The 22,872-nt window shown below is 53.1% G+C and carries 21 protein-coding genes; 6 read left to right on the forward strand and 15 right to left on the reverse strand.

The features are described 5' to 3' along the window. Nucleotides 1–15: 15 nt before the first annotated feature. From nhaC to EVJ21_RS01605, 14 genes are all read right to left on the reverse strand, one after another. Complete coding sequence (nhaC, locus tag EVJ21_RS01540) at nt 16–1,416, reverse strand: Na+/H+ antiporter NhaC (protein WP_370246370.1); 1,401 nt, start codon at nt 1,414–1,416, stop codon at nt 16–18. Between the two features lie 162 nt (nt 1,417–1,578). Then, the gene (locus EVJ21_RS01545) at nt 1,579–2,676 is read right to left on the reverse strand and encodes an amidohydrolase (RefSeq protein ID WP_131489807.1); all 1,098 of its coding nucleotides are present in this window, start codon (nt 2,674–2,676) and stop codon (nt 1,579–1,581) included. A gap of 22 nt (nt 2,677–2,698) precedes the next feature. Next, nucleotides 2,699–3,043, reverse strand: coding sequence for a DoxX family protein (locus EVJ21_RS01550; RefSeq protein WP_173647363.1), 345 nt, complete (start codon nt 3,041–3,043; stop codon nt 2,699–2,701). 54 nt (nt 3,044–3,097) lie between these two features. Then, nucleotides 3,098–4,351 carry a S1C family serine protease gene (locus EVJ21_RS01555; RefSeq protein ID WP_131465182.1) on the reverse strand — a complete coding sequence of 418 codons (1,254 nt, stop codon included), beginning with the start codon at nt 4,349–4,351 and terminating at the stop codon, nt 3,098–3,100. 121 nt (nt 4,352–4,472) lie between these two features. Continuing rightward, nucleotides 4,473–5,291: a fumarylacetoacetate hydrolase family protein gene (locus tag EVJ21_RS01560; RefSeq protein ID WP_131443861.1), complete on the reverse strand. Its 819-nt coding sequence runs from the start codon at nt 5,289–5,291 to the stop codon at nt 4,473–4,475. 55 nt (nt 5,292–5,346) lie between these two features. Further along, nucleotides 5,347–5,802 carry an anaerobic ribonucleoside-triphosphate reductase activating protein gene (gene nrdG / locus EVJ21_RS01565; RefSeq protein ID WP_070327369.1) on the reverse strand — a complete coding sequence of 152 codons (456 nt, stop codon included), beginning with the start codon at nt 5,800–5,802 and terminating at the stop codon, nt 5,347–5,349. Then, the gene (locus EVJ21_RS01570; RefSeq protein WP_131465184.1) at nt 5,780–7,624 is read right to left on the reverse strand and encodes an anaerobic ribonucleoside triphosphate reductase; all 1,845 of its coding nucleotides are present in this window, start codon (nt 7,622–7,624) and stop codon (nt 5,780–5,782) included. Before EVJ21_RS01570 ends, nrdG begins: the two co-directional genes overlap by 23 nt. Nucleotides 7,625–7,815: 191 nt before the next feature. Next, the gene (locus EVJ21_RS01575) at nt 7,816–8,655 is read right to left on the reverse strand and encodes a formate/nitrite transporter family protein (protein ID WP_070327936.1); all 840 of its coding nucleotides are present in this window, start codon (nt 8,653–8,655) and stop codon (nt 7,816–7,818) included. Between the two features lie 208 nt (nt 8,656–8,863). Continuing rightward, entirely contained in the window at nt 8,864–9,511 is a 648-nt protein-coding gene (locus tag EVJ21_RS01580) for a 50S ribosomal protein L25/general stress protein Ctc (protein WP_070327370.1), read from the reverse strand. 164 nt (nt 9,512–9,675) lie between these two features. Continuing rightward, the gene (mutL, locus tag EVJ21_RS01585) at nt 9,676–11,472 is read right to left on the reverse strand and encodes a DNA mismatch repair endonuclease MutL (RefSeq protein ID WP_131489983.1); all 1,797 of its coding nucleotides are present in this window, start codon (nt 11,470–11,472) and stop codon (nt 9,676–9,678) included. A gap of 4 nt (nt 11,473–11,476) precedes the next feature. Further along, a complete protein-coding gene (mutS, locus tag EVJ21_RS01590; RefSeq protein ID WP_131489808.1) occupies nt 11,477–14,008 on the reverse strand; it encodes a DNA mismatch repair protein MutS in 2,532 nt (843 codons plus the stop codon). A 53-nt stretch (nt 14,009–14,061) separates the two neighbouring features. After that, nucleotides 14,062–14,493, reverse strand: a complete 432-nt coding sequence (locus EVJ21_RS01595; RefSeq protein WP_070327373.1) for a YlbF/YmcA family competence regulator — start codon at nt 14,491–14,493, stop codon at nt 14,062–14,064. Nucleotides 14,494–14,595: 102 nt separating this feature from the next. Beyond that, nucleotides 14,596–15,024, reverse strand: a complete 429-nt coding sequence (locus tag EVJ21_RS01600) for a GNAT family N-acetyltransferase (RefSeq protein WP_071397378.1) — start codon at nt 15,022–15,024, stop codon at nt 14,596–14,598. Between the two features lie 16 nt (nt 15,025–15,040). Continuing rightward, entirely contained in the window at nt 15,041–16,504 is a 1,464-nt protein-coding gene (locus tag EVJ21_RS01605; RefSeq protein ID WP_131489809.1) for a phytoene desaturase family protein, read from the reverse strand. Nucleotides 16,505–16,646: 142 nt separating this feature from the next. Between EVJ21_RS01605 and EVJ21_RS01610 the strand changes: the two genes are divergently transcribed. The 5 genes from EVJ21_RS01610 to EVJ21_RS01635 all read left to right on the forward strand — a co-directional run bounded on the left by EVJ21_RS01610 (nt 16,647) and on the right by EVJ21_RS01635 (nt 21,232). Beyond that, nucleotides 16,647–17,153: a hypothetical protein gene (locus EVJ21_RS01610; RefSeq protein ID WP_070327376.1), complete on the forward strand. Its 507-nt coding sequence runs from the start codon at nt 16,647–16,649 to the stop codon at nt 17,151–17,153. Between the two features lie 110 nt (nt 17,154–17,263). Continuing rightward, on the forward strand, nt 17,264–17,794 hold the full coding sequence (locus tag EVJ21_RS01620) for a P-loop nucleotide/nucleoside kinase family protein (RefSeq protein ID WP_131465192.1): 531 nt from the start codon (nt 17,264–17,266) through the stop codon (nt 17,792–17,794). A 122-nt stretch (nt 17,795–17,916) separates the two neighbouring features. Continuing rightward, the gene (locus EVJ21_RS01625; protein WP_070327378.1) at nt 17,917–18,675 is read left to right on the forward strand and encodes a transporter substrate-binding domain-containing protein; all 759 of its coding nucleotides are present in this window, start codon (nt 17,917–17,919) and stop codon (nt 18,673–18,675) included. After that, a complete protein-coding gene (locus tag EVJ21_RS01630; protein WP_131489810.1) occupies nt 18,672–19,682 on the forward strand; it encodes a pyridoxal phosphate-dependent aminotransferase in 1,011 nt (336 codons plus the stop codon). The genes EVJ21_RS01625 and EVJ21_RS01630 overlap by 4 nt, the downstream gene beginning before the upstream one ends. 191 nt (nt 19,683–19,873) lie before the next feature. Then, the gene (locus EVJ21_RS01635) at nt 19,874–21,232 is read left to right on the forward strand and encodes a glycosyltransferase family 2 protein (RefSeq protein ID WP_070327380.1); all 1,359 of its coding nucleotides are present in this window, start codon (nt 19,874–19,876) and stop codon (nt 21,230–21,232) included. A gap of 43 nt (nt 21,233–21,275) precedes the next feature. Here the strand turns inward: EVJ21_RS01635 and EVJ21_RS01640 are convergent, their stop codons facing one another. Next, nucleotides 21,276–21,830: a maltose acetyltransferase domain-containing protein gene (locus EVJ21_RS01640; protein ID WP_016509483.1), complete on the reverse strand. Its 555-nt coding sequence runs from the start codon at nt 21,828–21,830 to the stop codon at nt 21,276–21,278. A gap of 88 nt (nt 21,831–21,918) precedes the next feature. Here EVJ21_RS01640 and EVJ21_RS01645 point away from each other — a divergent pair, with 88 nt between their 5' ends. Then, entirely contained in the window at nt 21,919–22,842 is a 924-nt protein-coding gene (locus EVJ21_RS01645; RefSeq protein ID WP_070327381.1) for a DUF7916 family protein, read from the forward strand. Nucleotides 22,843–22,872 lie beyond the last annotated feature (30 nt).

Here is a 22,872-nt window from a genome sequence, read left to right on the forward strand (position 1 = left end):
AGGGCCGGGAAATTTTTATAATGCCGCTTGATCTTCGACTTGTGTTTCTGCTTGCAACACCGTGATCCGTTCGATCGTGAACCCTGTGAACGCATAGATGATCGAGATGACCGGGACGACGAAGTTGAGCACGGCGTAAGGCGCGTACTCGAACGCCCCGACACCGAGCGTCCCGAGAATGAACACCCCGCACGTGTTCCACGGGATGAACACTGACGTCAGCGTGCCGCCGTCCTCGAGCGCCCGGGACAAGTTCTTCGAGTGGAGCCCCATCTTCTCATAGGCCCCGGCAAACATGCGTGCCGGCACGACGATCGATATGTATTGCTCGGAACACGTCGCGTTCGTCGCAATCCCGGCAAGAATCGTCGACGCGATCATCGAGCCGGCCGTCTTCGCTAGTTTGACGATCTGGTTCATGATTGATTGCAGCATCCCCGAATACTCCAAAATCCCCCCGAACGTCATCGCGACGATCGTCATCGAGACGGTATACATCATCGCGTCGAGCCCACCTCGACTGAATAAATTATCGACGAGCTCATTGCCGGTGTCGATCACATAGCCGCTTTGAAGCGCACCGACGCTATCCGAGAGCGATCCGCCTTGAATGACGACTTGGGCCAGGAAGCCGAGCGCGATCCCGACGACGAGTGCCGGGATGGCCGGTACTTTTTTCGTGACGAGCACGATGACCGCGAGCGGAATCAGTAGCAACCAAGGCGAAATGACGAAACTGTCCTCCAAAATGCCGAGCGTCTGCACGATATCTGAAGGATTCGTCGCCGTATCATTGAAACGCGTCCCGAGCCACCAATAGACGCCGAGCGCGATGATGAGTCCTGGAATCGTCGTATAAAGCATATGACGGATGTGGACGAACAAGTTCGTATGCGTCAAACCGGCCGCAAGGTTCGTCGTATCCGACAGCGGCGACATCTTATCGCCGAAGTAGGCGCCCGAGATGACGGCACCTGCGACCATCGGCGCCGGAATCCCCATGCTGAGCCCAATGCCCATCCCGGCGACACCGATCGTCCCCATCGTCGACCACGAACTGCCGATCGATAAAGCAACGACCGCACAGATGAGACAGATCGTCACGAGGAAGTAGGCCGGCGAGATGATCTTCAACCCAAAATATATCATTGTGGCGACAACGCCTCCCCCGATCCAGGCGCCAATCGTCAAACCGACCAAGATGATGATGACGACCGCCGGCAAGGCGAGCCGTATCCCCTTGTACATCATCTCCTCGATGTCTTTCCATTTGTAGCCGTGACGCCACGCGACAAGCGAAGCGGTCGCCGTCCCGACGATGAGCGGGATGTGTGGCCCTTGCTCGAGTTTGACGATGGCGACGAGCATGACCCCAATCATGACAAGTAGCGGCAACAACGCCCAACCAAGCTTCATGTCTTGCCTGTTCCCCTGCAGTTCCATGTAAATTCCTCCCCGTTAGCGAAAATTCAGAATTGTCGTTATATTGTCGCTAATGAAATTATGATAACGCTTACATGAGGAGTTGGCAACAAAAAAATGGACGGCAAGCTGACGCCCCGTCCATTTCGTTTCACTTTATAGTATTGCAACCGCTCGGCGTAGCGTCTCGGCGAGCAAAGCCGCCCCTTCAGGCAAGACGTCGCGGTCGAACGTCATCTGCGGGTGATGCAGTCCCGGCGTCAAATTTGCCCCGATCCCGATCATCGTGGCATCGAGTCCCGGTTTCTCGACCGTGTAAAAATGAAAATCGTCACTTCCCGACGTCACGATGCGATTGACGAGCGCGTCCTCGCCATGGAGTGCGATGATCGCTTCTGCTGTAATCCGGCTCGAGTGTTTCCCGATCTCGGCACCCGGCGTGAAGTCTTGCCATTCCAACTCGATCTCGACGCCATGCAGCACGCTAATTTGATGCAACATCGTCTCGAGACGGTCACGAAGCTCGAGCAGTTCTTTATTTTGCTGGGCCCGCACGTCAATCGAGAACGTGGCGTTGCCCGGAATGATATTCATGTTGTCACTTCCTGCCTGGACACCGGTCAGCTTGATCGAATGCGGCTCAAACGGCGACAGATAGATGCTTTTCAACATCTGTTGAATCGTGAAGACGACGTCGAGCGCATTCTGACCTTGGTGTGGCCTCGCACCGTGGGCATCGTCCCCGATGATCCGTCCTTTCAAGAACAAAGCGGCGCCGTGTTGAATCGCAGCGGCGTATTGGCCGCGCTTCAGCTCTTCGAGCGGGCGCAAATGAATGCCGTACAAGTGGCTGACATCGTCAAGTGCCCCTTTATTGATCATCGCGAGCGAGCCGTTACCTTGTTCTTCCGCCGGTTGGAAGATAAAGCGGATCCGTTTCGAGAGCGCCTCGTCCTTTAACAGCTCGAGCGCGCCGAGCACCATGCTTATGTTGGCGTCGTGGCCGCACGAATGGTTGGCCCGGAACTCTCCGTCGACTTGTTGCCATAAGGCATCGATATCGGCTCGGACGGCGATAACGTCGGCACCGGTGCCGATTTCAGCGATAACACCCGTCACGTCGTCAAACGTCTCGTGACGCACGTTCCATGACGCCAAGATGTCCGCAATCGTCTTCGTCGTCTTTTCTTCTTTCCAACTCACTTCCGGATGAGCATGAAAATGCTCGAACCAGTTCAGTACGTTCGTAGTCATGATTGATTCCCCCGTTATGTAGTCACAGTTTCTTGACGCCTTTGATCAACACCCATTGCAGCGGCAGTCGACCCCATGTCACCCATTTTGGTAACGTCTTGCCCCCGATCCGGGATGGTTTGAGTGCCATATTGATGTTTGCCGGGAACACGGCAATCAAAAAAGCTGGCAACGTCTTCTTGACGAAACCGGTCCCTTTGTTCAAGAGCAACAACACGCCATAGACGACTTCAATCACACCGCTAGCCTGTACCATGAAGCGCTTGAACGGCCATGATTTCGGAATAATCGACATGAAGGCGCGCTCTTGAACGAAATGCATGATGCCGGCCCCTAAAAATAACACACCGTATAACTTACGAATCACGTTATCCCCTCCTTTTTCTAAGCATAACAAAAAAGATGGGCATCGTGCCCATCTTTACAACGCGTCTCCGTTCGCATTTTGAATCTCGACATCGACCGTTTCGGTCTTGCCGTCCCGGACGTACTCGATCGTGACGACGCCGTCCGTGTCACGAATCAATTCGCTCCGCAAATCGATGAACGAGGACACGGGTTGATCGTTGATTTTGACGATGACGTCACGAGCCTCAAGGCCCGCTGCCGCCGCCGAACTGTTCGCCTGCACGTCGACGATAATCGTCCCGGCCGTCACCGACTCCGGTAGCTTGATCTGTTCAGTCAAATAACCAGGCGGGAACTCATTAACGTCACGCAATGAGACACCGAGCGACGGATGGTTCACTTCGCCGGTCTGCTCAATTTGATTGATGAGCGGCAACGCGATGTCGACCGGAATCGAGAAGCCGACCCCTTCGACAGAATCGGTCGCGATTTTCATCGAGTTGATCCCGATCAACTGACCGGATTCATTGATCAACGCCCCACCAGAGTTACCGGGGTTGATGGCCGCATCCGTTTGGATGACTTCGGCATTAAAGTCCGCTTGTCCGTTCTCGTCCGTATCGACCGGTACGAGACGCGACGTCGAAGAGACGATCCCGCGTGTGACCGAGTTCTCAAACTGTCCGAGCGGGTTACCGATGGCGATGACCGTCTGCCCCGGTTTCAATTCGCTCGATTTCCCGATCTTAATCACAGACGATACGTTGTCCGCGTCGACTTCGAGCACGGCCAAATCGTACGTCGCATCGCTTCCCATGAGCTTCGCATCAGCAGTTGAACCGTCGTTGAACGTGACGGTCAGACGGTCGGCGCCATTGACGACGTGATGGTTCGTGACGATGTAAGCCGAGCCATTTTCTTTTTTATAGATGACCCCTGATCCGACACCCGCTTCGACCGCTTCGTTCGAGAATCCGCTCGCCGCGAAGTTGTTCACGGTCACGACTGCCGGTTGTGCCACCGCGACCGCATTGGTGACCGATGTGTCTTTGATGTTCGATGAGGTTTGGACAGGTGTCCCGTCTGACGTCACATTCGTATTCGACGTGACGTCAGGTGCTTGATCGATAAACGGTAACGCAATCGCACCGGTCAACAACGCCCCGGCGACGCCGCCGATGAACCCTGGGAACATCCGGCTCATGAAAGAGGGCCGAGCGACTTGTTCTGCTTGCGGAGGCTCAGGCGCCCGCTTTGACGAACCTAGCTCTGTATCTAACCAATCTTCATGTCGATTTTGTTCATTTGGCCGATCATTTCGTTCCATAACATGTCATCTCCTCAATGATGTTTCCTCTAACTTCTACCCTGAGTATAATAGAAGCCGGCACCGTTTCATGGAATTGACGGAACGATTACAAGATTCTTCACAATTTGCGTCAATTTCGTCAGACGATGTCGTTCCGTAACGTGCCGAGCCCGGAAATCGTCACTTCGACCCGGTCTCCGGACTGGAGGTAGACCGGTGGCTTCATCCCATGTCCGACCCCGGCTGGCGTCCCGGTCGCGATGATGTCACCCGCTTCGAGCGTCATCCCTGCTGAGAGCGTCCGAATCAGTTCATCGATCGGTCGGATCATGTCATCTGTCGATCCGAGCTGACGGTTTTCCCCGTTCACGTCTGTGCGGATTGACAGTGGAAATTCGAGTTCTTCCGGCGTGACGATAAATGGTCCGAACGGACAGAACGTGTCGAACGACTTGCCGCGGAAAAACTGGACGTGCTGCTTTTGCACGTCTCGTGCCGTAATATCGTTAATGATGGTATACCCAAAAATGTGGTCCTCGACGTCTTGAATGTCGCGTCCTGACTTTCCGATGATGACGGCGAGCTCGCCCTCATAGTCAAGTTGGTCGGTAAGCGCTGCATGACGCTCGACGATGGCATCAGGACCGACGACCGAGGTCGGTGCTTTCGTGAAGATGACGAGCTTACCGGCTCCCGCCGTATCCATCTCTTTCACGTGCTCCTCGTAGTTTTTCCCGATGCAGATGACATTTTTCAGCGGCCGGTATGGCGCTTGAAGTTTGACGTCTTCGAGCGCTCGTACGCTTGCGACGTCTAGATCGATATCCGGTTTAAATTCGCGAGCAATTACTTCTAACAATGAGTTCGTATGTAGTTGATCACTGACATCATATACTTGGTCCGCTTCGACCACCCCGACTCTTGTCTCCCCTTCGATTTCATAGCTACACCATTTCATAATGATTTCCCCCTTTTTTGTTAGTATACAAAAAATCGGGGCGTTGTCGCCCCGATCACGCTTTGTTCAGAAAAATGATCCGCTGGTTGCTCGACCCCCGGAAACGGAGCGAGCGGTCCATGAGCGGCTGCTCGAAACGCCCGTCGACGAGCACGTCGGCGTGGTCAAGGACGATGTCGATGTCCTCATTTTCTAGCTGTTGTAGCGCTTCGAACGTGTAGCCAGTATAGATCCAGACGTTCTTCCCGAGTGTCTTGCAACCGCGCACGACCTCCGACAGCTCAGCCGGTTGCAGGAACGGCTCACCGCCCGATATGGTCACGCCTTCCCATGCGGCCGTCTCGACACGGTCCAACAACTCTTCGACCGAGATGTCACGACCGCCTCGCGGATTCCACGATTCAGGGTTGTGACAGCCCGGGCAACGATGCGGACAGCCTGCTGTAAAAATCACGGTTCGAATGCCCGGACCATCGACGACCGATTCTTCAAGTACGGATAGGACGCGCATGATGTTTCACCCTCGCTCGTTCTTCTTCTCGTTTCGCCGAGTTCCATCGATCCATCGTCCCGACCAAATAACCGGTGATACGACGGATCCGCTCGATCTGATCTCGTTCCCCGCACGTCGGGCACGACTCGTCGATGATTCCTTCTAGACCGCAACTCCCGCAACGATCGACCGGATGATTGATCGAGCCATAGCCGACGTCATGCGCCCGCATGAGCCGCACGATCGATTCAACCGCTTCCGGGTTATGGGCGAGCGAACCGTCGACCTCGACGTACGTAATATGTCCGGCGTCACATAAGGCGTGGTATGGTGCCTCGATTCGAACCTTGTCCCGGATTGAGACGTGTTGATAAACTGGGACGTGGAACGAATTCGTATAAAACGCGCGATCGGTCACACCGGCGATCATCCCGAATTCGTGTTGATCGTTTAACACGAACTTCCCGGACAATCCTTCGGCCGGCGTCGCCAGTAGCGAAAAGTTTAAATCATGATCGTCTCCCGCCTGCCTCATCCGTTCCGCGAGATGGGTCACGATATCAAGCCCGAGACGTTCTGCTTCTCTTGATTCAACGTGCGTCCCGCCAACGAGGACGCGTAGCGCTTCGGCGAGACCGATGAAGCCGAGCGACAACGTCCCTTGTTTTAACACGTCTCGTAATTCCGATTCAGGCAAAAGCGTCTCACTCCCCCGCCAGACGTGCTGCGCATAAAGAAAGCGGAATTCGTCCGCATGTCGCTTGCATTGATAGTCGAAGCGCTCGAGCAATTGCTCGATGGCGATGTCAACGAATCCATCCAACGTCTTATAAAACGACTCGATATCGGATGACACGAGTGCCATCTTCACTAAATTCAACGTCGAGAACGATAAATTACCTCTTCCGATCGACGTCTCTGCCCCATGACGGTTTCCCATCACCCGCGTCCGGCAGCCCATATAGGCAACTTCCGAAGCATGTGTCCCGTCATAGTACTGAAGGTTGAACGGCGCATCGACGAACGAGAAGTTCGGGAACAACCGCTTGCCCGTCACGCGGCATGCGTGGCGGAACAAATCGACGTTCGGGTCCCCGTCATTGAAATTGACGCCTTCCTTTACTTTGAAGATTTGAATCGGGAAAATCGGCGTCTCCCCGTTGCCTAATCCTCGCTCTGTCGCTTTTAATAACTCGCGGATAAACACCCGTCCCCACCGACTCGTGTCGGTGCCGTAGTTGATCGACACGAACGGAACTTGACCGCCGCCGCGCGAATGCATCGAGTTGGCGTTATGGATAAACGCCTCGCACGCCTGGTACGTCGCCGATACGGTTTCTGCTTCAGCAATCTGCTGTTGTTGCTCCACCGTCAGCTCAATCGGTAGTCCGTTCAACCGCTCGAGTTGACGTTCATACGTCTTCTCGACGTAAGGAGCGAGATCGACGTCAAACATCGGGAACGCCTGTCCCCCGTGCTGCATGTTCTGATTCGCTTGAAGAATGATCGAGGCGAGCGCCAGCGCCGAACGAATGTCCTGCGGGGGACGAATCGTCCCGTGTCCGGTGTGGAACCCGTTCGCGAGTAACTCTCCGAGCGGGATTTGACAACACGTCGTCGATCCGGTCACATAGTAATCGGCGTCATGCACATACAAGTAGTTATCACGGATCGCTAGACGTGACCGTTCCGACAATAGGTACGTGGTCGATAATTGTTTTGACACTTCTGAAGATATGCGCGCTAGTTTGCCGAGTGGCGACTTCCCGTCGACGTTGGCGTTCTCTTGGATCAAATCTTGATCTGGTAGCACACAGACATCGTTATAAAGCTGGAGCATGTTCACTCCGCATCACCTCGCTATATATTGATTATTTAACGGCTGATAACCGATAAAAATTCTATATATAGATTATGTCACGTTTTATCGATTTGAGGCACGTCGATATTGTGACAGTTGCAACCGATCCCGAACGTAAAAAAACAGCCGAATCCCTGATGTGGGCTCGACTGTGCGTTTCGTGATGTATGTCATACTTCTTTGGCTGGCTTGACGATTTTCAGTTCGACTTCTTCTTGCTCTGACTCTTGTGCTTCACGCAATCCTTTAGCGTTCAACCATGTATAGATCGCTCCCATGAATAACGCGCCTCCGATAATGTTTCCGAACGTAGCCGGAATCAAGTTGTGGATGGCTCCAGCAAAGCTGATTGCTTCTGGATGCGGAACAACGAGTGTGAGTGCGAACAAGACGAAGTTGGCGATGACGTGATCAAACCCTGAAGCAAAGAAGACGGCTACTAGGAAGATCATCGAGAAGATTTGGGCAAATTCATTTTTCATCTGTTTCGGCAAGAAGATGGCGAGACAGACCATCCAGTTACAGAAGATGGCTCTAAAAAAGATTTCGACTGTCGTATGATGCATCTTGCTCTCGACGACGGCAAATAACCAGTTGTTCATGCCGAGCTCTTGAATGACTCCAGTCGGCGCGAGCAACAAGGCGAAAAGAATGCCGCCGAGCGCGTTCCCGACGAAGCAAAGCAACCAGACGAGCATCGTATCACTCAGCGTCGTATAGCCACGCATCGTTGAAGTCGTAAAATACATCGTATTCCCGGTAAATAGTTCAGCGCCTCCGTAGATGATCATGACGAGCGCGATCCCGAACGAGAATCCCCCGATGAGCGTCGTAAATGGTGAATCTACAAGATACATGCCGTTGACGACTTTTAATGTGAAGATTGATGCGAACCCGATAAAAATCCCCGCGAGCATTGCCCGTAAAAAATATTCCATCGGCCGATAGTGAATCATCGCTGAGGAAGCCTGTGCTTTCTTCCGTAATGATTCGAGTGCATGGATTTCCATTGATGCCATGTCACAAACCCTTCTTTCTGTTTAAATGAACCATATAATAAGAACAAACATGTGAAATCATTAACAATATAAGCCCGGAGCGACATTTTTGCAACTGCCCATTCGAACTGTTGACATACTTTTCACATCGTAATCGGTTACATTTGTCGGATTTGTGACTAAAAAAAGCGACCCTTCGTAAAGGGCCGCATGAAACCAATTATTCTTTCTCAGAAGACTCTGTCGTCTCATCAGTCGATGCTTTAGTCGATTTTTCTGGAGCTGAAGCTTCTTCACCTTCAGTTTCCTCTTCTTCGACTGCTACCGGCTCGTTCACTGATGCGATTTGAAGATCGCCTTCAGATAAGATTTCGTAATCTTTATTCTCTGGAATATCAGCAACTGTGAGTGAGTCACCGATCTCTAGCTTGCTAACGTCGAGCTCGATCCGCTCTGGGATGTTAGCAGGTGTTGCCGAAACAGTGACTTTATAGAGTGCTTGCGACAAGAAGCCGCCTTCTTTGACACCTTTCGCGTCGCCGACGAGTGTGACGTCTGCTTCAACTTCAGTTGCCTCATCCATTTTGACTGCCATGAACTCGACGTGCTTGTATGTGTTCGTGAACGGGTCAACTTCCGTCCCGTGAACGAGTGTGTTTACTTTCTTGCCGTCGATGTTGAGTTCGATCAAGGCGTTGTCTCCGTGTTCACGGAGAATCTTGCGCAATGCCATTTCTTCAAACGCGACTGGTGTGCTTTCGACTTTGTAGCCGTAAACGACACCAAGTACTTTTCCTTCTTTACGTAAGTTTGTTCGAACCGAACGTGGTCGTAATTCTCGTGTCGTTACTTTAAGCGTGTCTGTCATAATCATTTCCCCCTACTGGTTTATGAATCATGTCTACATCTTGAGGGTGAGGCAGTGTGAACTCCACCTCTCAACCTCGATGTGTTTGACGACATGTGTATATTGTTCCCATAGCTAAGCATCCATAAACGTTACAGTCGGTTAAATTAAGATTACAACGTTTGTCACATGACACGTTTGAACAACTTCTCGAGTTCATACGTACTCCACTTCACTAAAATCGGACGTCCGTGTGGACACGTATACGGAGACGTCGTCTCGCCAAGGTCGCGGATCAACTGTCGCATCATCTCGAGGTTTAACGGATGGTTCGCTTTGATCGATCGTTTGCACGCCATCAGGATCGACGCCTCTTCGCGATATTTAGCGATATCGATTGATCGGTCCCGAATCGCCATCTCGATCAAATCACGGACTGTCCCTTCGAGATCGTGCTGCGGGTACCATGTCGGGATTTCCCGGACGAGAAACGTATTGCCTCCGAACGCCTCTAAATCGAGGCCCGCTTCTTTAAGAAGCGGGACGACTTCTTCGATCGCAAGCGTCTCTTGTTGGGTGAACTCGAGCGTGAGCGGCAACAGCAACAACTGATACTCTTTTTCAGGCTGGCCGAGTTGGTCATAAAACAGCTCGTACTTGATGCGTTCTTGGGCGGCGTGTTGGTCGATGATGTACATGCCATCGTCCGCGCCGCAGACGATGTAACTCGCATGGAGTTGGCCGATGACGTCGAGCGCCGGCAGCCGGCGTTCCGCCTTTTCAACCCCCGGTTCTTCTGACAGCACTGTTTCGACCGGTGTCTCTTGAACGAGTGGTGTCGGCGACCAGCGACTCGGAGATGTCACCGGATCGCGTGGAATCGGATAGTTCCATGCGCTCGGCTCAACTGTTGTGTCTGAGCGTTCGACGGTGAAATCAAGCTTCGATTGCTCTGTCGGAACGGACGGCTGTCTTGGTTTGACCGACGGGATCAACCGTTGCTCCCGAAGTGTCAGCTGAACCGTCTCCCGGATCAGTTGACAGAGTTCCTTCTCTTTTGACAGCCGCACTTCCCGCTTCGTCGGATGGACGTTGACATCAATCAGCATCGGGTCCATGTTCACTTCGAGCACAGCGATCGGGTAACGACCGATCGGCAGAAGCGTATGATAGCCTTCGAGCACGCTTTGTGTGAGCGCGAAATTTTTGATGCTCCGCCCGTTCAAGATCAAAGTCACATACTGTTTATTTGAACGCGTCACTTCGGGCCGCACGAGGTGAGCACTCAAGCTGTAGTCATTCGTCTTGCTCGACGCCGTCACGATTTGGGCGGCGACTTGCCGACCGTAGATCGCGAGCATAACTTGCTTGATGTCCCCGTTCCCGTTCGTTCGGAGCAGCTCCTTGTCTTCATGGAAAGCCGTCAATCGAACTTCTGGGTGTGACAAGGCGATCCGGTTCAACGTGTCGGTGATGCTCGCGAGCTCGGTCGCAGACGTTTTCAAGTATTTCAAACGGGCTGGCGTATTATAGAACAATTGACTGACCGTGATCTCTGTCCCGACGTTCGCAGCAGTCGGTGTTTGCTCGATCACGACGCCGCCATGTAGCGTCATCTCAAAGCCGGCCTCATCAGCCCGGCGCGACTTTAACGTGACGTGACTGACCGATGCGATCGAGGCGAGAGCCTCGCCCCGGAATCCGAGCGTCCGGATCCGGAACAAATCATGTTCGTCTCGTATCTTGCTCGTCGCATGTCTTAAAAAAGCACGGGCCGCGTCATCCTCATAAAAGCCGTGGCCGTTATCCCGCACTTTGATGAGCCGGATCCCGGCCTCTTCTAGCTCGACTTCCACTTTCGTCGCGCCGGCATCAATCGCGTTTTCGACGAGTTCTTTCACGACCGATGCCGGTCGTTCGACAACTTCCCCAGCCGCAATCCGGTTGGCTAACTGTTCTGACAACTCTTGAATGATTCCCATCGACTCACCCTTTCTTCGCAGACTGTTGGAGCGCATAGAGCGCCTGCATCGCCTCGATCGGGTTCATCGCTAAAAGATCGAGCTCGAGCAATTGTTGTTTTAACTCATCTTTTGTCTCGAACAAAGAGAGCTGAGCGGTTTCATCGCTCGACTTCTTCGTTATCGGGTCAGTCGGGGCAGCGCCCCGCTCTTTCTCTTGTTCGAGCTCTGTTAAGATCGTCCGGGCTCGTTCGATGAGCGATTGCGGCAAGTCGGCCAGTTCCGCGACGTGGATGCCGTAAGACTTGTCGGCCTTGCCTGGATGAACTTCATGCAAGAAGACGACGCGTCCGTCGCGTTCGATGGCGCGGACGTGGACGTTCTCGAGCGTCGGGATCGTCGTTTCGAGGACGGTCAGCTCATGATAATGCGTCGAGAACAGCGTCTTCGCGCCGATTGAGGAGGCGATATATTCGACGATCGCTTGCGCGAGCGCCATCCCATCATACGTCGACGTCCCGCGCCCGATCTCATCAAGCAAAATCAGGCTGTTCGCCGTCGCCTCGGTCACGGCCTGGCGCGTCTCGGTCATTTCGACCATAAACGTGGACTGACCGCTCACGAGGTCGTCCGCTGCCCCGATGCGAGTGAAGATGCGGTCAAACAGCGGCAGTTCGGCCGCCTCGGCCGGGACGAACGATCCGATTTGGTGCATGATCGCGATCAACGCGAACTGGCGCATGTACGTCGATTTACCGGACATGTTCGGTCCGGTGATCAACAGCATCTGACGCGAGTCGTCAAGCGTCAAGTCGTTGGCGACATAGTCACCGCGTGGCAGAACCGTCTCGATGACCGGGTGCCGGCCGCGATCGATTTGAACGTTTGCGGACGCTGTCGGACGCACGTAGTCCCGCTTTTCGGCGACGATCGCCAAAGCGAGCAGGACGTCAAGTTCACTGAGCGACCGTGCGAGCTGTTGCAACCGTTTCGTCTCGAGTTTGACTCGGTCGCGCAGTGTGACGAACAAGTCATACTCGAGCGTGCAGCTCTTCTCTTCCGCACCGAGGATGAGCGCTTCTTTTTCTTTCAGCTCGGGCGTGACGTAGCGTTCGGCGTTCGTCAGCGTCTGTTTCCGCTCGTACCGACCTTCTTCGAGTAAACGGGCGTTCGCTTTCGTCACTTCGAGATAATACCCGAAGACACGGTTGTAGCCGATCTTTAATGACTTGATCCCGGTCGCGATCCGCTCTTGTTGCTCCAGGTTCGCGATCCACGACTTCCCGTTCGCTTTCGCTTCAAGCAACTGATCGAGCTCTTCAGAATAGCCTTTACGAATCATTCCGCCTTCTTTCGTCGAGATCGGTGGAGATTCGACGAGCGCCGCTTCAAGAAGCGCCGCCAAGTCTTCGAACGTGTCCAAGTCTTCATGGATATGATGCAACCGGCTTGATGCGACCGCTTCGAGCATCACGCTCAAAGCCGGGATGCGTGCTAGTGTGTCGCGCAATTGTACGAGATCGCGCGCGTTCGCCGTCCCGTAGCCGACTTTCGCGACGAGCCGCTCGATATCATAGACGTGTTTCAATTCGTCCCGGAGTTGGTCGCGCAGCATGAAATCGTCAAGTAAGTTCTCGACCGCGTCTTGACGCTCATGGATCGCTTGCTCTGTATAGAGCGGTTGTTCGAGCCAACGCTTTAAAAGACGTCCACCCATGGCGGTCGTCGTCTCGTCGAGCAGTGATAAGAGTGAGCCTTTCCGTTCTCCGGACCGGGCCGAGCGGAACAGTTCTAAATTGCGTGCCGTATTCGGGTCGAGCTGCATGTGGGCCTCGACCTCATAGGCGATCGCCGGCTGCAAGTGGTCGAGCGCCCGCTTTTGCGTCCGTGTCAAATAGGCGTACAGCAAATCAAACGCGCTCACTTGGGCGTCGTCTTTCGCCGATGCGGACAGTTCGCTCGACCGGCGTTCGACTTGAATCGACAGCGGGATCCCGAGCGGCTGCAACATGTCCGCGAGCTGATCGTCATCGACTAATATCTCACTCGGGATCAATCCTTCGACTTCACGGAGGACCGCTTCTTTCGTCGGCAACGTCGTCAGCCAAGATTCACCTGTTGTCACGTCACCACGGGCGACCCCGTAGGTTTCACCAACTTTGGCGACTGCGACCAAATAACGGTTGTCTTTGTCTCCGAGCGCGGCCATGTAAGTACCTGGCGTGATGACTTGGATGACTTCCCGCTTCACAAGGCCTTTTGTCGCTTTCGGATCTTCCATCTGCTCGCAGATCGCGACGTTGAATCCTTTTTCGATCAACTGCTCGATGTAGACGGCTGCCGAGTGATGCGGGACTCCACACATCGGGATCGGATGCTCGGCGTTTTTGCCGTTTTTCGCGGTGAGCGTCAATTCGAGTTCTTTCGCCACGATTTGGGCGTCTTCAAAAAAGAGCTCGTAAAAGTCACCGAGCCGGTAAAATACAAAGGCGTCAGGATAATCCGCCTTGATTGAAAAATATTGCTTCATCATCGGTGTCTGATGTATCGCTTCCATTTCGTCTCACCTCTATAAAGTAGAACAGCTGACCAAAGGCCAGCTGTTGTTTTTTAGTATCCGCAACCGCCGCGTGATTTCTCCGCTGCCATGCCGCTTCCTGTTTTACCTGCGAGTACGTCGCCTTCCGTCGCTTCGATGATTCGGTCCGTCACCGAGTTGGCGAGCGTCACCGTCACGTATTGAAGGAGGTCGTTCACTTCGACTTGTGTCTCTTGGAACGCCTGGACGACCGGAATCGAATCGAGTTCGTCCATCGCCTTGTCGATTTTTAGTTCGACTTTGGCAAGCGCTTCGGTCTTGCCGTAATGTTTGCAGTTGACCGCTTCTTTTTGTAAATATTTGATCCGTTTGATCAACGTTTGGACGCGTTCACTTTCGTTCACTTTCGTTTCCGCTTCTTTGAAGCGGGCCACTTCTGGAGTCTTTGCCAAAAGGTCGGCTAATTCTTTCGCTTTTTCAATTACTTGTTGGTCAGTCACCATCGTAAACCCCTTTGCACGCTATAATGTTATCGCACGTTTTCATGTGCGCATGTATTCCTCAACATTCTACCATGAACTTCTGGCGAACGGTACCGCACTGCTTTAGGAAGATTTTGTTCTTTCCCGCGTCATATCAACATGCGGGATACCGTCTTCTAAGTATTCTTCACTCGTTCGCGAAAAGCCGAAACTCGCATAGAACGGTTCGACGTATGTCTGAGCTTGTAAGTAGAGCTCGACGGACCCGAAGTCAATGACAGCTTCTTCCATTAGCCTGCGCGAGTACCCTTTGCCTCGATGTGACGCTTTCGTGACGACACGACCGATGGCGATCGGCGTTTCTTCGACGAGAACTCGGAGTGCGGCGACCATCACACCGTCTTCTTCGATCCAGTAATGATGCGCCGTGACATCTTTCCCGTCGACTTCCTGATACGGACAATCTTGCTCGACGACGAACACCTCGGTCCGCAGCGCCAACAGATCATACAGTTCTTTCGTCGTCAGCTCATTAAATGTTTTCTTATGCATGACACCGTCTCCTTCATTATAGCTTTGCACCGAGCGCACGTCCGACGTGCAACCCGCTCGTCATTGCCCCGATCGTCCCCGCTCCCGGGAACACCGTATCCCCGCACACGAAAAAGTTCGGTAGCGTCGTCCGATAGCTCGCGGCATGGAACAGAGCCTGACGCGGTGTTTGTGCATAGCCGCCGACAGCACCGTGCGGTCGTCTCGTATATTTCACCCACGCTCCTGGACCCCCGGGAAGGAGGACCGCTGATTCGCCCGTCCAGTCCGGAAACGCCCGCTTCACGGCCGAGATGAGACGCTCGGTCCATATTGCTTCTAGTTTCTCATAGGTGGCCCTGTCTTTCCAATCGTCCCACTCTGATAAATCGATATGCGTCGAGACCGTCACGGTCCGTTCGGGGAGAGACGTCCGTAACACGTCGTCCTCGGCCGACATCGAGATGAAGGCATGGCCGGACGGCAAGTCGTCCGTATACACTTGTTGGAATAAGGGCCGGTCCAGACAGACGCGCTCGGGCAACGTCACGTATAGACTGAACGTGCCCCATTGCGATTGCTTCAACTGACGTCGATATTGCCCGGCAAATCGACGCTCGTCAGCACCGCTCAGCAAGCGCTGTGTCGCCTCGAGCGGGATCGCGGCAACGACGACGTCGACGATCTCAAGCCGGCCCCGGCGATCGGTCAATAACCAGCCGTCGGCGACGCGCTCGATTTTCATGATTTGACGACCGAGCAGCGTCGTGCCTCCGCTATGTCGAATCGATCGTTCCAAGGCGTGGGCGAGTGTGTACAATCCACCTTCGACGTAAAATGCCCCTTCATGATAAATCGATAGCGCGACGGTCGCGAGCAAGTGACTCGCCTCGCGTGCCCCCGTCTGTAAACTATCGAGTAAAATGCCATCGATGAATTGCTCGAACGGTGTCCCGCCCAACCGATGACGTCGCAACGTTTCATGTAGCGGACGATATAGTTTTACGAGTGCCGCTACTTGATTCGGCCGAAATCCGCGAAATGCGGTCAGCGCATCGTCAAGCGTCCGGAGCGGTAAAGCCGGCAATCGCTCGAACAGCGGTCGGATTCTATCAAAATCCGTCCATACTTCTTGAAAAAATGACCGGATATCCGACTGCAGTTCCGGAAACTTCATACTCAGTTCATCGAGAAACGCTTGGCGCGCTTGATAGTAGACGACCGTTCGATCACTCAGATGGACATGCATTACTTCGTCGAGCTTCTCGACTGCGACCGCCTCGTCTAAGTAGTCGAGCACGCGTTGATGGAGTCCGCCTCGTTCGAACCCCATCCCGAGCGTCGCCCCCGCCGGGAAACGGTAGTCCCCGCGGTCAAACTTACCGGCACATCCGCCCCATTCACGCGATGATTCAAACACGATCACGTCATGTCCCGATCGACTAGCGAGAGCCGCCGTGGTCAACCCGGCAATTCCCCCGCCGATAACCCCAATCTTCATCCCAATCCCCTCCTGAATTCATCATACATCCGGTCGTCCTATTTTTGACGATTGAACGTGCTGCTCGTGACATTTTTCAAGTGTCAGGCAGGGTTCTGACAAATTATGGCGAAAAAACTCGATAAAGGACAGGTGAAGCCATATGCAAAGTCGGGTCATCATTTATTTGCTCATCCCTATCTTGATCTTTATCGGGATTCTCATCACACCGCCATCGGAAGAATCGCAAAAACTCGCGACGATGACGGCCGTCAACATTCAAGAGATGATTCCATATGAACGAGAATACACGGCGCAAGAAGTTTTATTCGAAGCGAATCAAAACGATCATGAGGCCGTGATTGAGGAATGGCGGCTCGAACGTGGGGCCCGAACGACGTACAGTTACGTACTACGGCTACAAGGTTTCGAGACAGTCATCCAAGTTGACGCCGGTGCGGCTAACACCAGGTCTGACGGCTATTACGCGATGCAGGCCCACAGTCCCATTTATGAGGCGGACGAGCCGCTGTCGACCGGCTATCCGCTCGTCCTTTTTGCCTCGGAGCAACGGCTCGTACTGAGTCAGATGGAAGTCCGGGTCATTTACGAAGAAGACGGAGCGTTGAAAAAATGGAACATCACCGCAAAAGAAGACATGAACAAATGAATGAGATTGACGACCTCGTCTGCTTCGTTGACGAGGCGATGTTGCCGTTCGGTGGCAGGTTATTCGCCGGTTTCAGCCGTGGTAAATCAAACGAAAAGTAAGGTGAGACCATGTTCTTTTTACAAATGTCCGGATTTCCGGGCTCAGGCAAATCGACGCTGGCCCGTGCCATCGCGCCTCAGCTCAATGCGGTCATCGTCGACCATGACGTGACGAAGACAGCCTTGCTCGAATCAATGGTGGATCATAAGCTTGACCCGGCACTGGCCGGAAAAGTCGCCTATGACATCGATTGGGCGCTTGTTGCGTTCAATTTGTCACTAGGCCGGAACGTCATTCTGGACAGCCCTTGCCTGTATGATGTGATGCTTGAACGCGGATTGGCACTCGCCGAAAACCATGGCGCCACTTATCGCTACGTCGAGTGTGTCGTCGACGACGTCGATGAAATCAATCGCCGCCTTTCCGAGCGCGAACGCAAGATTAGTCAAATCGAATCCGTTTCCCCGGACGATTTTCATCGAACTGTCGCAAATCGTAAAAAACCAGACTTTATGCATACGCTTACAATCGATGCAAATCGCCCGATCGAGACCTATTTGACCGACGTCATCAGCTACGTGCAGCAGATTGACGGATGATCCTTGTCATCCAGTTTAAAGCGGACTGGATGATTTTTTTTAGCTTTTATGTATTTTTATACTTTACAATTAATAATTATACAATTACACTTAGTCTCATATCTTGAAGGAGGAATTCATACATGAAAAAGTGGATCGTTACAGGGGGACTAGTCGCAAGCGCATTATTAGCGGGGTGCAGCCAAGAGACAACGGGAGAAGAAAAAAAGACACTCGTCATGGGAACGAGTGCCGATTACTTCCCATATGAGTTCGTTGATACGGCGAACGGGGATGAGATCGTCGGTTTCGACATCGAGATCGCTGAAACGGTCACAGAGCGTCTCGGCTATGAGTTAAAGATTGAGGACATGGACTTCGGTAGTTTGCTCGGAGCCTTGAACGCCGGACGGATCGACTTTGTCATGGCTGGCATGACGCCGACCGAAGAGCGGAAAGAAAATGCGTCGTTCTCGGACATCTATTTATCGGCAACGAACTTGATCATGACAAAAGATGAATCGCTAAAAGAGATCGAAGCGCTAGCCGGCAAGAAGATCGGCGTCCAGACCGCTTCAATTCAAGAGACTATCGCTCAAGACCAAGCACCTGACGCTGAACTCGTCTCATTGAATAAGATTCCAGAAATCGTTCAAGAGTTGAACACGGGCCGCATCGACGCGATGGTCATCGAAGACACGGTCGCTCAAAAATACTTAGACCAAGACGCAGGTCTTTATACGTTCGCGCTTAAAGAAGACGGCGAAAAAGGATCGGCGGCCGCTTTCAAATTGGAAGACGACTTGCGTGATCAGTTCAACGATGAGCTGAACAAGATGATCGACTCAGGCGAGATCGATAAACTCGCTAAAAAATGGTTCTCGATGGAGCCGACGGAATGAGGCAAGTCGACCTCCCAATCTATCCCGTCACTTATCCGGAAGGACATCGGTTGAATCAAAACGAAAGCCAGTTCCCGGTGCCGAAGCGATTGCATGAACAGCTGGCAACAATCTCGTTCCATGACCTGCATGAGTATCCGGTCCAACCGATCGATGAACTGTTCACCCGCTACGCGGCCTATGCTGGCGTCGAACCGAACCAGTTGCTCGTCGGCTGTGGCAGTGATGAGATGATTCACGTCGTCACGCAGGCGCTCTTGTCACCAGAAGACGTCGTCTTGTCACCGAGTCCTGACTTCGCGCTCTACCCGATCTTCACGACGATCGCACACGGTCGGCATGTTCAGGCGGACGATTTATCGTATGAGGCGCTCGCCCTGGCGATTCAGCAACATGCACCGAAGCTGTTGCTGTTGTCGAACCCGAACAACCCGACCGGTAAGTTGTGGACGGTCGGTGAGTTGACCGAACTGGCAGGCCTCGTCCCTTATTTGATCGTCGATGAGGCGTATATCGATTTCACGCCTGCATCGAGTATCGTCACGCACTTGAATGAACTGACGAACGTGATCGTCTTACGGACGCTATCAAAGGCGTTCGGCTTAGCCAACGTCCGTCTCGGGTTTATGATCACAACGACCGAACTCGCTCAGTATTTCCGGCAGTTCGTCCCCCCGTTCAATATAAGCGGTGTGAGCGCGAAAATTGCCAACGTCTTTTTGGCTGATGCGACCTACTTGGACGAGTCGATCGCTTGGCATCGCGACATGCGCGTCAAGTGGTCAGAGTTACTCGGGACGATCGGTCAAGTTCAGCCAGCTGAGGCGAATTTTTTATACGTCACACTCGACCAACCCGAAGCGGTTTGGTCCCACTTAGCCGAGCACGGCATCCATACGTCGCGGCAACCGGACGGGATTCGCGTCACGCTCGGGAACGAGCAAGCACTTGCCCTTGCTCGACAAACATTGATGGCTTGGGCGCACGCATCCGAAACAATTTCATAACTAAAACTAAAAACAGGACCCGGGTCCTGTTTTTAATTTGGGTCAATATTTTTTATGCACGACGCATCATTTGTTGACTTTATAATCATTCCCCATCAAAATTCAATTTGCTGTCTGTATATCTAACTTGAACGATATATTTTCAATATTAGACAAGCTCGTTTCCATTGAAACAGAATTGAGGACATCATATGATTTCACGAAATGAACCGGTCGAATCGAGATGGGGACGCAATCGCATCGGAAATCGTTGGTATTGGACGATTTTGACTCGCTTTTGGTTGGCACACGGTTTTTCATGGCTCTGGTTATTGTTTTCTATCTACATCTCTTTACCTTGGTTGACCGATTTGGCTGCACTGACGAATTGGGTTCTCGCCTTGTTCATCATCGGCGGTATCGCTTACGTTCCGGGCTATTTGATGGCGTTCTTGCTCGCGAGTCTCGTCCTCGATCGGCAGCCGCCGTTCACAAACGAACATCCGGACGAAGCCGTGACGGTCATGATTGCCGCCTACAACGAACAATCATCTATCTACGAGACGATTCGTTACGTGGCACTGCAAGACTACACGGGCCCACTCCAAGTTTTCGTCATTGATAACAACTCAAGCGATGCCACATCATCTGAAGTGATGCGGGCGCAAGAAGATTTCGACTTACAAATCGAGCTATTGCATGAACCGAGAGCCGGCAAGTTCCAAGCGCTCAATTACGGTTTAACGAAAGTGACTACTTCATACATCATCACGCTCGATGCCGATACGTTGATTCATCCGTCCGCGATTCGCTATTTGGTCGCACGGCTCGTGTCGAGTCCAAAAGACGTCTGTGCCGTCGCCGGCAGCATGCTCGTTCGCAATAGCCGCAGTTCGTTTTGGACACGGCTTCAAGAGTGGGATTATTTTCTCGGCATCGCGTCGATCAAGCGGCTTCAAGGACTTTATCAAGGGACGCTCGTCGCTCAAGGTGCGTTCAGTTTGTATGAGACCGACGCCGTCAAGCTAGCCGGCGGGTGGCCCGACGCGATCGGAGAAGACATCGTTCTCACGTGGCGTCTCCTTGAAATGAAACGTCGCGTCTATTTCGAACCGCTCGCCGTCGCATTCACGGACGCGCCTGAATCGTTCCGCCATTTCGCGCGTCAACGGTCGCGTTGGGCTCGTGGGATGATTGAGGGGTTGCAAGAAGTGAAACCGTGGCGTCAGCCCCAGCTTTATACGAAGTACTTGACCGGGGTCAATTTGATCATGCCGTATCTCGATATCGCCTTCACGTTCTTCTGGATCCCGGGTCTCGTTCTCGCTCTGTTCGGTCATTATTGGATCGTTGGACCGATGACGCTCCTCGTCCTGCCATTGACCGTCCTTAGCTATGGACTGCTCTACTTCTACCAACGCGATTACGTTTTCAAAAACTTGAACTTACGGGTCCGCAAAAACTTCTTCGGATTCATCTTTTTTGTTGTGAGCTATCAATTGTTCATGTCCCCGATTTCCGTTTGGGGTTATGCTCAAGAAACGCTCAACGTAAAACGAGTCTGGAAATGAACAATGACCTTTCCGAACGAGTTCGGAAAGGTCATTTTAAGATTCATGGAATTAGCTTGATCACTCGGGCCGGATTTCCCCCGACGACGGCACGGGCCGGCACATCTTTCGTCACGACCGCACCTGAGGCGATGACCGCATCGTCCCCAATCGTCACGCCCGGATTGATGATGGCCCCGCCACCGATCCAGACGCGATGTCCGACCGTGACCGGTTTGCCATACTCGAGGCCCGAGATCCGTTCCGTCGGGTCGAGCGGATGTGTTGCTGTATAGATATGGACACCTGGAGCAAGCATACAATCATCTCCGAACCGGATCGGACAGATATCTAAAAACACGCAGTCAAAGTTCGCAAAAAAACGGTCCCCGAGATGAATGTTGTATCCGTAGTCACACTTGAACGTCGGTTCGAGGTAGAACGATGCCCCGGTCGAACCGAACAGTTCGCCGAGTACTTGCTTGCGGACGTCGAGCTCATCGATCCCAGACTGATTGAACCGCTCCGTCAGACGTCGCGCCTGCCGCCGGTCAGCGACGAGTTCCAAATCACCGGCCAGATAAAGTTCACCTTGAATCATCTTTTCTTTTTCTGTCATGTTTTTGCCTCCATTCTATTTTATTATAGAGGAATATTGGCGAGAATAGGGAATAGGAAAATGGACGAATCAGAGGAGGTAATTGACTATGAAACGCATTCTTGATTGCAAAGCGAGTGATTTCTTGACGTTCAACCGTAACGATTTGATTGAGTCGATCCGAAAAGCCGAAGGCCGGACCGTGCTCGCCGAAGTCATTCCGACCGTGCAGCCGCTCTATCCTGAAGTGACGAACGCCGAGCTCGCCCGGGCTTTCGGTGCCGACATGATCTTGCTCAACATGCTTGACGTGTTCCATCCGTACATAAAGGGGCTTGAAAGCCACGCCCTATTCGGCGACATCCCGGGTGAGACGATGTCCGACAATCCGATCACGGAATTAAAACGGCTGATCGGACTGCCGGTCGGTGTCAATCTCGAGCCTGTCGACTTCAGCGAGAAGTCCTCGGACATGTTCGACGTGAAACAAGGCCGACTGGCGACGCAGGAAGCGTTCGCCCGCGCTTCCGAACTCGGAATCGACTTCGTCTGTTTGACCGGTAATCCGAACACCGGTGTCACGAATGAGGCCATCGAAAAGGCGATCATCACGGCCCGATCTGAATTTGCCGGCGTCATCATTGCCGGGAAGATGCATCAAGCGGGTGTCGGTAACGTGATCGACCGTGATGCGTACGTCCGCTTTGCCGAAGCTGGTGCCGACATCATCTTGATTCCCGCGCCAGGAACCGTCCCAGGTGTCCGTGAAGACGAGTTCTATCACGTGACGCAAGAAATCCAAGCACTGAACAAGCTCGTCTTGGCCGCCATCGGAACGTCACAAGAAGGCGCCGACGAAGGGACGATCCGCGACATCGCCTTATCATCAAAACGCGGCGGTACCGACATCTTCCATATCGGCGACGCCGGTCTGTCCGGAATCGCCACACCTGAGAATATTCAGGCGTTGTCAATCGCCATCCGTGGACGCCGTCATACGTACATTCGTATGGCTGCTTCCGTCAATCGTTAACCAGAAAGGGAAGGAAGCCGCGGCTTCCTT

The sequence above is a fragment of the Exiguobacterium sp. SH0S2 genome (genome assembly GCF_004337185.1).
Classification (GTDB): Bacteria; Bacillota; Bacilli; order Exiguobacteriales; family Exiguobacteriaceae; genus Exiguobacterium; species Exiguobacterium aurantiacum_A.